Annotated in this window: 11 protein-coding genes; 5 read left to right on the forward strand and 6 right to left on the reverse strand. The window is 74.1% G+C overall.

Annotated elements, in window-relative coordinates; translation table 11 throughout:
- Nucleotides 1-102: 102 nt before the first annotated feature.
- Entirely contained in the window at nucleotides 103-795 is a 693-nt protein-coding gene (locus ACFVHV_RS17395) for a metal-dependent transcriptional regulator (RefSeq protein WP_049649967.1), read from the reverse strand.
- 221 nt (nucleotides 796-1,016) lie between these two features.
- On the opposite strand from ACFVHV_RS17395, the gene ACFVHV_RS17400 reads away from it, so the two are divergent.
- The 3 genes from ACFVHV_RS17400 (at nucleotide 1,017) to ACFVHV_RS17410 (ending at nucleotide 3,902) form a co-directional block, all read left to right on the forward strand.
- Nucleotides 1,017-1,781, forward strand: a complete 765-nt coding sequence (locus ACFVHV_RS17400; protein ID WP_359902325.1) for an SIS domain-containing protein — start codon at nucleotides 1,017-1,019, stop codon at nucleotides 1,779-1,781.
- A 283-nt stretch (nucleotides 1,782-2,064) separates the two neighbouring features.
- Nucleotides 2,065-2,982, forward strand: a complete 918-nt coding sequence (locus ACFVHV_RS17405) for a DUF4231 domain-containing protein (RefSeq protein ID WP_359902167.1) — start codon at nucleotides 2,065-2,067, stop codon at nucleotides 2,980-2,982.
- Nucleotides 2,983-3,005: 23 nt separating this feature from the next.
- Nucleotides 3,006-3,902 carry an alpha/beta fold hydrolase gene (locus tag ACFVHV_RS17410; RefSeq protein WP_359902164.1) on the forward strand — a complete coding sequence of 299 codons (897 nt, stop codon included), beginning with the start codon at nucleotides 3,006-3,008 and terminating at the stop codon, nucleotides 3,900-3,902.
- Here ACFVHV_RS17410 and ACFVHV_RS17415 read toward each other — a convergent pair.
- The 3 genes from ACFVHV_RS17415 to ACFVHV_RS17425 form a co-directional block, all read right to left on the reverse strand.
- Nucleotides 3,873-4,835: a D-glycerate dehydrogenase gene (locus ACFVHV_RS17415; RefSeq protein ID WP_359902161.1), complete on the reverse strand. Its 963-nt coding sequence runs from the start codon at nucleotides 4,833-4,835 to the stop codon at nucleotides 3,873-3,875. The two genes, ACFVHV_RS17410 and ACFVHV_RS17415, sit on opposite strands and share 30 nt — an antisense overlap.
- Nucleotides 4,836-4,942: 107 nt before the next feature.
- A complete protein-coding gene (fxsT, locus tag ACFVHV_RS17420; protein ID WP_380351892.1) occupies nucleotides 4,943-8,950 on the reverse strand; it encodes an FxSxx-COOH system tetratricopeptide repeat protein in 4,008 nt (1,335 codons plus the stop codon).
- Nucleotides 8,947-10,467: a TIR-like protein FxsC gene (locus ACFVHV_RS17425; RefSeq protein WP_380351894.1), complete on the reverse strand. Its 1,521-nt coding sequence runs from the start codon at nucleotides 10,465-10,467 to the stop codon at nucleotides 8,947-8,949. The genes fxsT and ACFVHV_RS17425 overlap by 4 nt, the downstream gene beginning before the upstream one ends.
- A gap of 198 nt (nucleotides 10,468-10,665) precedes the next feature.
- Between ACFVHV_RS17425 and ACFVHV_RS17430 the strand changes: the two genes are divergently transcribed.
- Nucleotides 10,666-10,860 (forward strand): DUF397 domain-containing protein, encoded by a 195-nt coding sequence (locus ACFVHV_RS17430; RefSeq protein ID WP_359902156.1) that lies wholly within the window; start codon nucleotides 10,666-10,668, stop codon nucleotides 10,858-10,860.
- A gap of 63 nt (nucleotides 10,861-10,923) precedes the next feature.
- Here the strand turns inward: ACFVHV_RS17430 and ACFVHV_RS17435 are convergent, their stop codons facing one another.
- Nucleotides 10,924-11,853: a YafY family protein gene (locus ACFVHV_RS17435; protein ID WP_359902153.1), complete on the reverse strand. Its 930-nt coding sequence runs from the start codon at nucleotides 11,851-11,853 to the stop codon at nucleotides 10,924-10,926.
- 91 nt (nucleotides 11,854-11,944) lie between these two features.
- Between ACFVHV_RS17435 and ACFVHV_RS17440 the strand changes: the two genes are divergently transcribed.
- Nucleotides 11,945-12,511 (forward strand): NIPSNAP family protein, encoded by a 567-nt coding sequence (locus ACFVHV_RS17440; protein ID WP_359902150.1) that lies wholly within the window; start codon nucleotides 11,945-11,947, stop codon nucleotides 12,509-12,511.
- Nucleotides 12,512-12,616: 105 nt separating this feature from the next.
- Here the strand turns inward: ACFVHV_RS17440 and ACFVHV_RS17445 are convergent, their stop codons facing one another.
- A complete protein-coding gene (locus ACFVHV_RS17445; RefSeq protein ID WP_380351896.1) occupies nucleotides 12,617-13,120 on the reverse strand; it encodes an N-acetyltransferase in 504 nt (167 codons plus the stop codon).
- Nucleotides 13,121-13,277 lie beyond the last annotated feature (157 nt).

The following is a 13,277-nucleotide window of genomic DNA, read 5'->3' on the forward strand; positions in this document are numbered from 1 at the left end:
CTAACTCCCCCCCTCGGGGGGGGCGGGGGGGGGCGGGGGGGCCCGGGGGGGCCGGGGCCCGGCGGCCCCCCCCCCCCCGCTCGGCTGTTCGCGTCCGGTGCCTCAGGCCTGGGCGACGAAGACGTGCTGGGCGATGTCCTTGCCCAGCTCCGCCGCGTTGTCCCCGGTGCCGACCAGCACGCCGCCGACGCCGGCGCTCACCTTGACCGTGGAGCCCGGCCGGACACCGGCCCGGCGCAGGGTGCTCATCAGCGCGCTGTCCGTCTGGATCGGCTCGCCGATCCGGCGGACCACCACGTCGGCCCCGGCCTCGCCCGGCTTGACGGTGTCCAGCGGGACGAGCCCGGCGTCGAAGCCCTCGCCCTCCGCCTTGGTGTCGCCCAGCTCGTCCAGGCCCGGGATCGGGTTCCCGTACGGCGACTGGGTGGGGTGGCCGAGCATGGCGAGCACCTTGCGCTCGACCGTCTCGCTCATCACGTGCTCCCAGCGGCAGGCCTCCTCGTGCACCTGCTCCCACTCCAGGCCGATCACGTCGACGAGCAGGCACTCGGCGATGCGGTGCTTGCGCATGACGCGCACCGCGAGCCGACGGCCCTCCTCGGTCAGTTCGAGGTGGCGGTCCCCGGCGACCTGGAGCAGCCCGTCGCGCTCCATCCGGCCGACCGTCTGGCTGACCGTGGGGCCGCTCTGTTCCAGGCGCTCCGCGATCCGGGCACGCATCGGGACGATGCCCTCCTCCTCCAGCTCCAGGATGGTGCGAAGGTACATCTCAGTGGTGTCGATCAGCCCAGACATCGCCGCTGGCTCCGTTCTTCGGTGTCCTCACCGCCAATTCTGACGTACCGGACCGACAACCGGGCCCGCCCCGGGGCTCCGGAGGCCCGTTTTGTTCCTGTTGACAACGATGCCACCGGGGCGCGACCGTGCTCGCCGAAGCTTTCTCCACCGGCGGTCTGGACCACCCGGACCACCCCACCTGGCCGGAATCCCCCACCGGCAGAGAGCGAAGGCAGCAGATGAACGACCTGGTCGGCCGGTACTTCGACGCCGCGATCTCCCACCTCCAGCGGGTCCGCGAGGAGGAGGCCGACACCATCGAGGCCGCCGCCGCGCTGCTGGCGGAGGCGATGACCGAGGGTCGCCGGGTCTTCACCTTCGGTGCCGGGCACTCCGCGCTGCCGGCCCAGGACGTGGTCTACCGGGCCGGCGGACTGGTCCCGGTGAACCTGCTGAACGTGCCCGGGACCGCCGGGGTGACGGTGATGCCCGCGCCGCTGTCCAGCGCGCTGGAGCGGGTCTCCGGGCTGGCCACCGCCACCCTGGACCTGACCCCGGCGACCGCCGGGGACCTGCTGTTCGTGATCTCGCTCTCCGGCCGCCAGGTGATGCCGGTCGAGCTGGCCCGCTACGCCCGGGACCGCGGCCTCAAGGTGGTCGGCGTGACCTCGCTGGCCTACCCGCGGGAGGTGCCCTCGGCGCACCCGACCGGCACCTACCTGAAGGACCACTGCGACGTGGTGCTGGACAGCAAGATCGCGGTCGGCGACGGCGAGCTGAGCCACCCGGGCGCCGAGACCACCTTCGGCCCGGTCTCCACCATCGTGACCAGCGCGCTGATGCAGGCCGTGGTCGCCTCGGCGGTCGGCCGGCTGGCCGACCGGGCGGCCGCCGGGGAGTGCCCCGCGCCGCCGCTGTTCCGCTCCGGCAACGTGCCGGGCGGCACCGAGTGGAACGCCGAGCAGATGGCCGAGAACACCGAGCGGGTCTTCTACACCTACTGAGCGGCACCCGCCGGCCGCGCGCACCGGCCCGCACTCCGCCCGGCCGCACCGGCAGGTCGCCCGCGCACATCCGCCGGCCGGTGCGCGCCCCCGCCACCTCCCGCACGCTGGGTACCGGCCCGAACACGGGGAGTACCGGACAACCACCGGGGCTTCCCGGCCACATCCGGCCGCCCCGGCCGTCACCAGGCGTACCGGCGAGTCCCCCGGGGCAGGAGAGCGGTGCGACCGGAGCGACTGGTGGGGGCCGAACATGGCGTCTGTTGCGGGACGGACCGGGTGGGTGCGTGAGCGGGACCTGCTGCCCGAGTTCTTCTGGGCCGCCGACTCGGCGTCGCTGCGCGGGCAGCGGCGCTCGGTGCTGCTCTCCGCCTGGGAACTGGTCCTGCTGGTGGCCGCCGCGGCGACCGGCTCGGCCGACGGCGAGCCCTGGGCCTGGCCGGCTGCGGCCGCCTACCTCGGCGCGATCGTGCTGGCGGTGGTGATCAGCCGGCAGAACCCGCAGGGCCTCTGGTACGAGGGGCGGGCGGCCGCCGAGTCGGTGAAGACGCTGGCCTGGAAGTACGCCGTCCGGGCCGACGCCTACCAGCCCCCGCCGCGCGCCCTGCCGGACGCCGAGGGCCTGTACCGCTTCCAGCTCTCCGGGGTGCTCGGCGCGTTCCGGGACAGCCCGGTGGCCGTCCCGGACGCCGGGGTGGAGATCACCCCGGCCATGCACGACCTGCGCGGCCAGCCGCTGGCGGTGCGCCGCGAGGTGTACCTGGCCGAGCGGATCCAGCTGCAGCACGACTGGTACCGCGCCAAGGCCCGCTACTGCGCCCGCGCCGGGCACTGGGCCGGGGTGCTGGGCGTGCTGCTGCCCGCGCTCGGCCTGGTGCTCGCCCTGCTGCGGGCGCTCGGCGCGTTCAGCTACGACGCGCTGGGCACGGTCTCGGCGGTGGCCGCCTCGGTCGCCGCCTGGGCGCAGCTGCGCCAGTACCGGCCGCTGGCCGCCGCGTACGCCCTGGCCGCCGAGGAGCTGGCACAGATCCAGCGCCAACTCGCCCAGCTGGACCTGGAGTCGATGGAGGCCGAGGAGATCTGGGCCCGCCTGGCCCGGGACGCCGAGGACGCGATCTCCCGCGAGCACACCACCTGGCAGGCCCGCCGGGAGGTACGCACCACCACCGACCGGGAGCACGCAACCGACCCGGAGCACTGAGGAGGCCGCAGGTGTCGTTACGGATGATCAAAACGGCGGACGACCGCGCGCTCGCCGTCGAGTCCCTCGGCGACCCGCGCGGCCGTCCGGTGTTCCTGCTGCACGGCATGCCCGGCAGCCGGGTCGGCCCGCACCCGCGCAGCACCGTGCTGTACCGGCTGGGCGTGCGGCTGATCTCGTACGACCGGCCGGGCTACGGCGACTCGACCCGGCTGTTCGGCCGCCGGGTGAGCGCGGCGGCCGCGGACGTGCGGACCATCGCGGACGAGTTCGGGCTGGACAGCTTCGCCGTGCTCGGCCGCTCCGGCGGCGGCCCGCACGCGCTGGCCTGCGCGGCGCTGCTGCCGGGGCGGGTCAGCCGGGCGGCGGTGCTGGTCGGCCTCGCGCCGCGCAACGCGGCCGGCCTGGACTGGTACGCGGGGATGACGCCGTCCAACGTCCGCGCCTACCAGGAGGCCGAGCGCGGGCACGGCCGGATCGCCGACGCGATGGAGTTCCGCTCCCGGCAGATCAAGGACGACCCGGTCCGGCTGCTGAACGGGCTGCGCACCGAACTCTCCGCCGCCGACCGCGAGGTGGTGGCCGACAGCGGACTGCGGCGGATGCTCCAGAGCAACTACCGGGAGGCGTTCCGGCACGGCGCAGACGGCTGGATCGACGACGTGCTGGCCTTCACCGCCGACTGGGGGTTCGAGGTCGGGTCGGTCCGGGTGCCGACCTGGCTCTGGCACGGCGCGGACGACCAGTTCTCGCCGGTCGACCACTCCCGCTGGCTGGCCGACCACATCCCGGACGCCGAACTGTTCCTGGAGCCCGGCGCCGCGCACTTCGGGGCGTTCCGGGTGATGACCACCGCGCTGGCCTGGGCCGCGGGCTGGGGCGGCCCGGGCTCAGACCTCCACCGGCGTCAGGGGCGCTGAGCCGCCGAGCACCGCCAGCACGTTGTCCACCGCCAGGCCGCCCATCGCCTGCCGGGTGCGGACGGTGGCGCTGCCCAGGTGCGGGGCGAGCACCGCGCGCTCCTGGGCGAGCAGCGCGGACGGGACGGCCGGCTCGTGCTCGAAGTTGTCCACGGCGGCGGCGAACAGCGCGCCGGACTCCAGTGCGGCGGCCAGCGCCTCCTCGTCGACCACGCCCGCGGTCATGCTGACCACCACCGCACCGCGCGGCAGCAGGGCGAGGCGGCGGGCGTCCAGCAGGTGCCGGGTCCCCTCGGTGAACGGGCAGGTGACGACCAGCACGGTGGAGGTGGCGAGCAGGTCCTCCAGCGGCTTCCAGTCGGCGCCCTCGGCCTGACCGGTCGGCAGTTCGCGGCGGTTGTGGTAGCTGACCGGCATGTCGAAGGCGCGGGCCCGGCGGGCCACCGCCCGGCCGATCCGGCCCATGCCGAGCACGCCCAGCGGGGTGCCGGCCAGCTCCAGGCCGAGCAGGAAGTTCGGCGCCCAGGTCCAGGACGCGCCGGAGCGCAGCAGCCGTTCGCCCTCGCCGAGCCGGCGGGTGGCGGCCAGCAGCAGCGCCCAGGCCATGTCGGCGGTGGCGGTGGTGAGCACGCCCGGGGTGTTGGTGACCAGGACGCCGCGTTCGGCGCAGGCGGCCACGTCCACGTTGTGGTAGCCGACGGCGTGGTTGGCGACGACGGCCAGCTGCGGGCCGGCCGCGTCGAGGAACCCGGCGTCCACCCGGTCGTCCAGGGTGGTGATCACGGCCCGCCGGCCGCGGACGGCGTCCAGCAGCGCGGCCCGGTCCATCGCCAGGTCGGAGTCGTGGCAGGTGGCGGCGTGGTGCGCGGTGAGCCGTTCGACGACGCCGGGGGCGAGGCGCCGGGTGACCAGGACCGGGGGCGGGGTGCTCATGGTCAGGGAGCGTACCCCCCGGTCCGGCGGCGCGCCCTCGTCCGGCTGCCACCCCTGCTTCGGGTGCGCAGCCCTCGCCGGCGGCGCACCCCGCCCCCCCTTCCCGGTCAGACCGGCTGCGGCTCCAGGTCGCGGTTGATCCGCTTCCAGCCCCGCGCGGAGACCGTGTTGGGGTGCTCCTCGCCGACCTGCCGGATCAGCTCGGAGATCGCCCGCGCCCTCAGCTCGGCCGCCTGGGTGTGCCGTCCGCCGGACCGCAGGGTGATCGCCAGGTTGGCCTCGCAGGCCACCGCGTCCGGGTGCTGGGCGCTGTAGCGGTCGCACAGCCCCTGGTACGCGGCCCGGCCGAGCCGCTCGGCGCGGTCCAGCTGCCCGTCGTCGCCGTAGGCGTTGGCCAGGTTGATCATCGCGTTGAGGGTGTACGGGTGCTCCGGCCCGACCGAGCGGGTCAGCCCCTCGACGGTGAGCCGGCCGCGCTCGATGGCGCCCGGGACGTCGCCGCTGCCCCGCAGGTAGATGCCGAGGTTGTTGGCGCAGGCCAGGGTGAACGGGTGCTCGTCGCCGAACAGCCGCCGGTGGCCCTCGAAGACGGTGGAGCAGAGGTCGCGGGCGGCCTCCTTGTCGCCGGAGGCGCTGTGGTCGGCGGCCAGGTTGAGCGCGCAGGCGAGCGCGTCGGGGGCGTCGGCGCCGTAGCGCTCCAGGTAGCGCTCGTAGGTCTCCTTGGTGATCCGGCGGGCCTCGGCGAGCTGGCCGATCCGGCGCAGCGAGACGGCCAGCGACTTGGCGTTGCGCAGGTTCTCCGGCAGGTCCGGGTCGAGCACGTCGCCGAGGTCGGAGGTGACCTCCTGGAGCAGGTCCACCGAGCCGCGGTAGTCGCCGAGTTCGCGCAGGTCGCGGGCCAGGTTGGACTTGGTGGACAGGGTGTAGGGGTGCTTGGGGCCGAGGACGGCGGTGCGCCGGTCGAGGGTCTCCTGGTCGAGTTCGCGGGCCGCCTCGCTGTCGCCGACCAGCCGGTAGTCGATCGCCAGGTTGTTCGCCATGGAGAGCGTGCGCGGGTTGTCGTCGCCGAACAACTCGCGGAACTGGTCGAGGATTTCGCGATCGAGGTCGAGCGCGGCCTGGAACCGGCCGAGCGCCCGGCGGTCGGCGCCGAGCGAGCCGGCCGTCATCAGGGTGTACGGGTGGTGCTCGCCGAGCAGGCCCCGCTGGCGCTCCAGGGTGTCCTCGTCCAGGGCCAGCGCCTCACCGTAGTTGCCCTGGGAGCGCAGCACGTTGGCGAGTTGGAAGCGCAGCAGCAGGGTCTGCCGGTCGTTCTCGCCGAGCTTGCCGGTCCACTCCACGTCCAGGGCGTGGCCGAGGTCGCGGGCGCGGTCGAGCTCGCCGCGCTTCCACAGGTAGCGGACCCGGTCGATGAGCAGCTGGCGGGTGTCCGCCTCGTCGCAGTTGTGCGCCTTGGACGGCGACAGGTGCGGCCAGATCTCGTCGAAGGCGGGCCAGTTGGCCGGGTCGTCGGTGTCGCCGAGGACGGGCCGGGCGCCGGTGAGGATGCGGTGCACCTCGTGGACGGCGATCTCCTGCTCGTCGGCGGTCATCCCGGCCCGGATCACCGCCTGGACGAGCCGGTGCACCTGGAAGCTGTTGCTGCCGGCGTCGACCTTGGCCAGCGCGTACCGGCCGATCGCCTGGATCACCTTGCCCAGCATGAACTTGTCGCTGAGGTCGGCGTCGAACTTCACCAGCGCCCGGATCATCTGGTCGCTGTAGAAGAGGTTCATCGAGATCGGCTCGGGCGCGAAGAACGCGCACAGCTGGAGCAGCCGGACGGCCGCCGGGGACTGCTGGCGCAGCCGTCCGATCGACACGTTCCAGGTCGCGGCGACCGGCGTCGGGTAGTCGGCCGGGCGGCCGACGGCCAGCGCGCGGGCGGCCTCGGCGTGCAGCTGGGAGACGTAGGTCTCCACCGGGGTGCCGGTGGTGTCCAGCCAGGCGGCGGCCACCTCGACGGCCAGCGGCAGGTCCCCGACCGCCTCGGCGACCCGGTCGGCGTCCGGGCGGGAGAGGCTGCGGGCGCGCCGGCACAGGTGCTCGACGCTCTCGCCGCGGGTGAAGACGTCGACCTCCAGCGCCTCGGCGTGCCCGGTCCAGGCCTGGTTGCGGGAGGTGACCAGGATGTGGCCGGAGCCGCCGGGGAAGAACCGGCGGATCTCGGCGGGCTCGTCGGCGTTGTCGAAGATCAGCAGCCAGCGCGAGGTGGGCACGCCGCGCCGCAGCGCCTCCCTGGCCGCCTCGGCGGCCTCGGTCACCGAGTCGCCGACCCGCAGGCCCAGCCGGCGGGCGAGTTCGGCCAGCGCCGGCGCGACCAGCTCGGTCTGCTCGGCGTCGATCCACCAGACCAGGTCGTAGTCGGACATGAAGCGGTGGGCGTACTCCAGCGCCACCTGGGTCTTGCCGACGCCGCCGAGCCCGTACAGGGTCTGCGGGGTGGGCAGCACGGCCGCCATGCCGCCGCGCAGCTGGTTGCGCAGCTGCTCCAGGACGGCGGAGCGGCCGGTGAAGGAGGGGTTGCGCGGCGGGACGTCCCACACCGAGGGCTTGCTGCCGGGGAAGCGCGGGCCGCCGCTGGGCGCGTCGTCGAGCGGGGTGTCGCCGCGGCCGAGCGCGCGCAGCAGGCTCTGGATCGACTGCGTCTCGTCGCGGCCGACCAGGTCGACCGGGTTGCGGTTGCTGAACGGCGCGGTGAGCCGCACGTCGCCGACCCGGACGGGCAGCAGCTGGCGCCGGGTGCCGGAGGGGTCGGAGCTGACCACCGACTCCCACAGCGCCCGCGCCTGCGGGGAGCGCTGGTAGGCGGGCGAGAGCACGGCGACCGTCCGGTACGCGGAGTCGATGCCGCGCTCGGTCTCCTCGCGCGGGTCGGTGCCGGCGCTGAGGTCGCGCGGCAGCACCCGGAAGCCGGCCCTGGTCAGGACGGACTCGATCCAGTCCGCCCACATCCGGTCCTCGGGGACGTAGGAGAGGTAGAGGTCGGCGGGCACGGACGGGCGGCGGCGGGTGAACGCGTCCACGAAGCGCAGCCGCACCTCCTCGTCCACCGGCGGCAGGCCGGCCGCCCGGCCCTCGGTGATCATGGAGGTGAGCCGCTCGCAGGCGGCCAGCATCGAGGTGGGCGTGCCGGTCTGGTCGCCGAAGGTGGCGAGGATCTCCTCGTAGGCGTAGAACGGCCGGTACGGGATCTCCACCGAGCCCCAGTACTGGGCGAGTTCCTCGCCGTCGAAGCCGGCCGGCAGCCCGTCGAAGCGGACCCGGGCGAGGGCGCGGCCGGCGTCGGCCTTCTCCTTCTCGCCCTCGTCGATGCGCATCGGGACGGGCAGGATGCGGATCCCGCGCTCGCGGTAGCGGTCGTGGATGTGCTGGGCGATCCGGGAGGCACCGTCGATGGACTGGTCGCTGAGGGTGAAGCAGACCACCAGGTCGTCGGGCATCTGGACGGTGCAGATCTCGGCGATGTCGGACAGGCCGGTGCGGGAGTCGATCAGCACGTAGTCGTAGCGCTTGGCCATGTCGGCCTTGAGGGCGTCGAAGAACTGCCCGCCGTCGAAGCGGTCGTAGAAGATGTCCCAGTCGAGGTGGGTGACGGCCTCGGAGTAGTCCCGGTTGAACTGGCCCGCGGAGAGGAAGTCCAGGCTGCCGCCGGCCGGGAAGTGCGGCCAGGTGAGCGAGAGCGCGTGCGGGTGCACCCGGGCGAAGTCCAGGTGCCAGCCCTCGGCGTGCTCGACCGGGCGCAGCGCCTCCTCGCGGTACTCGGCGATCAGGTCCATCATCCCGGTGGTCCCGGCCAGCGAGGCCGGGTCGAGGAACGGGTGGAAGAACTTGGCGAGGCCGGGCGCCTCCAGGTCCCAGTCCACGGTGAGCACGCGGAAGCCGTTGGCGGCCAGGATCCAGGCGGTGTTGGCCAGCGCCATGGTGCGGCCGGTGCCGCCCTTGTACGAGTAGAAGGTGATGATCCGGCCGTTGCGGTCCTGTTCCGCCGCCTGCCGCTCGGCCTCCCGCTGGGCGGCCAGGTCGGCGGAGGTGAGCCCGCCGAGACGGAGGTTCCTGGTGCGGTTGTCAGTCATCGCGGTCCTCGTCCTCCCAAGGGCGCCATCCCGTCATCGGGTTCATCGCCGTCGTCGCGGTACGGGTCGTGCTCGCGGTGCGGGTCCTGCTCGCGGTACGGGTCGCGCTCGCGGTGCGGGTCACGCTCGCGGTGCGGGTCGTCGCCGTTGTCCCGACGTCGGTGGGTGGTACCGGTGGTGCGGCCGGTGCCGTCGCCGTCGGCGCGGTCGTCGCCCCGGTCGTCCTCGAAGGGGTCCGCCGGGGATCCGTCCGGTCCGTACCCGCCCGGGCCGCGCCGGAACGCGTCCCGCAGGCTCGGCCGGGGCGGCGGCGGTTCCTCCGGTTCGGCCCGGGTGCGGCCCTCGAACGCGTACTTGGCCTTCATCGCCGCCCGCGGCAGCGCGTCGTCGAAGTCCTCCAGGGAGTGCAGCCCGGTCGGTCCGGTCGCGCCGAGGAAGCTCGGCCGGCTCGCCCGCCGGGTGATGCGCAGCGTCTCGTCGGTCAGGTCGCCCAGCTCGTCGGCGCGGTCGGCGCACTCCGGGTCGTCGCCGTTGAACGGCTCCAGGATGCTCACCCAGGTGGCGTCCGAGCGGTCGAAGCGCCGGACCAGCTCGCGCCGGCGCGGGTCGCGCAGCGCCCAGCGGTCGAGCAGCAGCAGGCCGGGCGCCTCGGCGTTGCCCCCGATGATCGACTCGACCTCCTCGTCGAACTCGTGCACGGTCGGCTGGAACCCCAACTGCCGGGCGAGGCGCGCCGCGTGCTGGGCGATCGGCGAGCCGACCGGCCGGTACGGGTGCCAGTCGGTGCGCCGCTCGCCGTAGTAGTCGGGGCTGCGGTCGGCGGGCAACTCGTTCTGGTGGTAGGCGAGTACGGAGATCCGCAGCTGCTTGGTCGGGGCGGTGACGTTGAACGCGCTCGGCAGGCCGTTGAATCCCAGCCGCCGCCCGACCGGGATCACCGTCTCCTCCGCGACCTGCACGATCCGGGCCGCCAGCCGGTGCACCGCCAGCTCGTAGGAGGAGCGGAAGTAGCTGAGCTTCATCAGGGCGTACAGGCCCTCGGTGGCGTACTCGGGCCCGAAACTCGCGTGGTTGAACTGGAGTTCACTGGCCACGTTCGGCAGCCGGTAGCGGCTCATCGGCGCCCACAGCACCGGGACGATGCCGCTGGTGCGCTCGGAGTCGAGGTTCGCCGGGTAGACCGGCCGGCGGGTGAACGCGTGCCATTCCTGGCCGCACGGAACGCTGTTGAAGTACCTCGGGGAGTACAGGGGCACGAACACCCGGCAGGTCGCCAACTCGTCGGACAACCGTTCGGCCCACAGCTCGCCCTGGTGCATGGACTCGTCCATGAAGCCGACCGCGGCCCCGTCCGGGACCGTGGTGAGCTGGAGCACCGCCTCGCAGAGGTCCCGGTACAACTGCCTGACCCAGTGGTTCGGGTCGCTCGCGCCCCGCGCACCGGCCTTGGGGGTGTGCGCGTAGGAGAGGAAGAAGTACGGCCGGGCGTCGTCCTCGTCCCAGCCCCGGTCAGTCACACGCGCCTCCCCCGGGCCCGTCGGCAAACCTGCCTCCCGCAGCCCCCGTGCGGCGGGGCTTCAGTGTAGGAACGACTGACACCCCAATGGAATAGCACAACGTCTCGCACGAATTGACATGACCGAAACGATGCCGCCGTCCGTGCACAGGGACCAGTACCCTCGATACGGCCGCCACGCACCACCAGGAGGGCACTCGTGGACCACCTCGACTGGCAGAGGTCCAGCACCAGCAGCGACAAGGATGACTGGATCGAGATCGCCTCCGAGGGCGACCACGTCTACATCCGGCAGTCCGACGACCCCACCCTCGTCGTCACCACCACCCGCATCAAGTTCAACGCCTGGGTGCTCGGCGCCAAGGCCGGCGAGTTCGACCACTTCGTCGCCTGACCCGCCCGACCCCGCCCGACCGGCACCCCGCCGGTCGGGCGCTCGGCTGTCCGGGCCCGCGGATCACCCCCCGTAGCGGGCGGCCAGGGCCCGTACCGTCCTGGCGATGCGGTCACGGAGTTCGGCCGGTTCCAGCACCTCTACGTCGGCGCCCAGCCGCAGGAACTCCCCGTGCGCGTGGTCCGGCGACTCGATCGGCACCCGGGCCTCCGTCCAGCCCTCGTCCGCGGCGGCGACCCCGAGGCGCCGGGCGCCCTCCGGGGTGAGCCGGACCAGCGCCTCCCCCGTGTGCAGCCGGGCCCGGAAGTCCGCGAGGTAGCCCGTCCAGTACGCGCCCAGGCCGAAGCCGTCCGGCACCGCGAACTCCTCGTCCAGCACGCGCAGTCCGACGACCTGGTCGACCCGGTACGTACGCATCCCGCCCGGACCGGCGGCGACCAGGTACCAGCGCCCGGCCTTGAGCACCAGCCCGTACGGCTCCACCCGCCGCTCGATCTCCTCCGGCGCCCGCCAGCGCCGGTACCGCAGCACCACCGCCCGCCGCTCCCACACCGCGGCGGCGACGGCGGCCAGGTGCGGGGTCTCGTCCGCCGCGCCGTACCAGCCGGGCGCGTCGAGCAGGAAGCGCTCCTGGATCCGCCCGGCGTGCTCGCGCAGCTCCGCCGGCAGGGCCGCCCGCAGTTTGAGCTGGGCGGCGGTGAGCGCCTCGCCGAGGCCCAACTCGGCGGCGGCGCCCGGGAGTGCGGCGAGGAAGGCGGCCTGGGCCTCGTCGGCGGTCAGCCCGGTGAGGCGGGTCCGGTAGCCGTCGACCAGCCGGTACCCGCCGGCGTGCCCGGCGTCGCCGTACAGCGGGACTCCGGCGGCGGCGAGCGCCTGGACGTCCCGGTAGACCGTACGGACGGAGACCTCCAGCTCCCCCGCCAGCTGCTCGGCGGTCAGCCGGCCCCGGTTCTGGAGCAGCAGGAGCAGGGCGACCAGCCGACTCGCGCGCATGCCGCCCAGTATCCACTGACAGGTGGTGTCAGGAGAGCACTCCTACGCTGCGGCGCATGAACGACTTCACCCCCACCGGGGCGGCCACGGCATGAACCTCATCGTCGAACTCCGCCAGTACACCCTGCACCCCGGCGCCCGGGAGACCCTGATCGAGCTGTTCGAGCGCGAGTTCGTGACGGGCCAGCAGGCGGTCGGCATCACCGTCGGCGGCCGCTTCCGCGACCTCGACGATCCGGACCGCTTCGTCTGGCTGCGCGCCTTCCCCGACATGGCCGACCGGCGGCGCGCCCTGGAGGCCTTCTACGGCGGCCCGGTCTGGCGGGAGCACCGCGACGCGGCCAACGCCACCATGGTCGACAGCGACGACGTCCTGCTGCTGCGCGGCCCCGGATTCACACCGCATGCGGGCCGCCGCGAGGTCCTCGCCACCGTCTGCCACCCGGCCGCCTCGGCGACCGTCCACGGCGGCGCCTTCGACTCCTTCGCCACCGAACACCTGCTCCCGGACCATGCGTTGCACCGCACCGAGCACGCCGAGAACGACTTCCCCCGACTGCCCGTCCGCACCGGCGAGGACGTCCGCGTCTGGTTCGGCCCCGCCGAGCCGGCCCCCTGGCCGTCCCGGCGGCTCCGGCTGGAACCGGTCGGGCCGTAGCCGCCGGGTGCACGCCGGCGTGCCCGGTGCGCCCGCTCCCTCAGGGGTCGATGACGTTCGCCCCCGTGCCCCGGCGTGGGCCGGGGCACGCGGGACGAGGTCGGCTCACGCGCCGGCGTGCGCGGGCAGGGCGAGCCAGTCCGACCAGGAGATCCCACGGCCGAGGAAGCGGGGCCGCTCGAACGGCCAGTCGGCGGCGATCCACCGCGGCACCAGCGCGTCCATGGCCCGCTCGACCTCGCTGCCCACCAGCTCGTCCACCACCCACCAGGCGATCTCGCCGTCCGCACCGGCCTTCGCGGGCGGGTCGATGTAGACGCAGCCGAGCAGGGCCGTCTCGGCCGCGTCGAGCAGCGCGTAGTTGAAGGACTGGTGTGCGGCGATCTCCTTCTCGTGCCGCAGCAGGTCGGCCTGGTTGGCCTCGAAGGTCATGGTGGCCGCGGGCCAGCCCCAGGCCGGACCGAAGAGGGTCCACAGCCGTTCGCGCGAGCCCATCACGGCCGGGTAGTCGAGCGGGGCATCCGCCTCCCGGACCGGCCGCAGGTGATGGGCCCCGCCCGGCAGCGGCACCTGGACGGGATGGACGAAGTCATCGGGAAGCCAGCTCATGGCGCCCGACCGTAGCACCGCAGGGACGCCCGCCCTCCCGGATTTTCCCCGCACCGCCCGGACGTCCCGCACCCGCCGGCCCCTCCGCCGAAACACCAACCCCCGAAGTCGCGGGGGCGGGGGGGGGGGGGGGGCGGGCGCCGCCCCCGGCGGCGGG

Source organism: Kitasatospora sp. NPDC127116 (genome assembly GCF_042677365.1).
GTDB lineage: Bacteria > Actinomycetota > Actinomycetes > Streptomycetales > Streptomycetaceae > Kitasatospora > Kitasatospora lactacystinica.

Coding starts and splice junctions, on each gene's coding strand:
- ACFVHV_RS17410 (WP_359902164.1), top strand. CDS start 3,006: ATGATCAAAACGGCGGACGACCGCGCGCTCGCCGTCGAGTCCCTCGGC.
- fxsT (WP_380351892.1), bottom strand. CDS start 8,950: ATGACTGACAACCGCACCAGGAACCTCCGTCTCGGCGGGCTCACCTCC.
- ACFVHV_RS17400 (WP_359902325.1), top strand. CDS start 1,017: ATGAACGACCTGGTCGGCCGGTACTTCGACGCCGCGATCTCCCACCTC.
- ACFVHV_RS17415 (WP_359902161.1), bottom strand. CDS start 4,835: ATGAGCACCCCGCCCCCGGTCCTGGTCACCCGGCGCCTCGCCCCCGGC.
- ACFVHV_RS17440 (WP_359902150.1), top strand. CDS start 11,945: ATGAACCTCATCGTCGAACTCCGCCAGTACACCCTGCACCCCGGCGCC.
- ACFVHV_RS17395 (WP_049649967.1), bottom strand. CDS start 795: ATGTCTGGGCTGATCGACACCACTGAGATGTACCTTCGCACCATCCTG.
- ACFVHV_RS17445 (WP_380351896.1), bottom strand. CDS start 13,120: ATGAGCTGGCTTCCCGATGACTTCGTCCATCCCGTCCAGGTGCCGCTG.
- ACFVHV_RS17435 (WP_359902153.1), bottom strand. CDS start 11,853: ATGCGCGCGAGTCGGCTGGTCGCCCTGCTCCTGCTGCTCCAGAACCGG.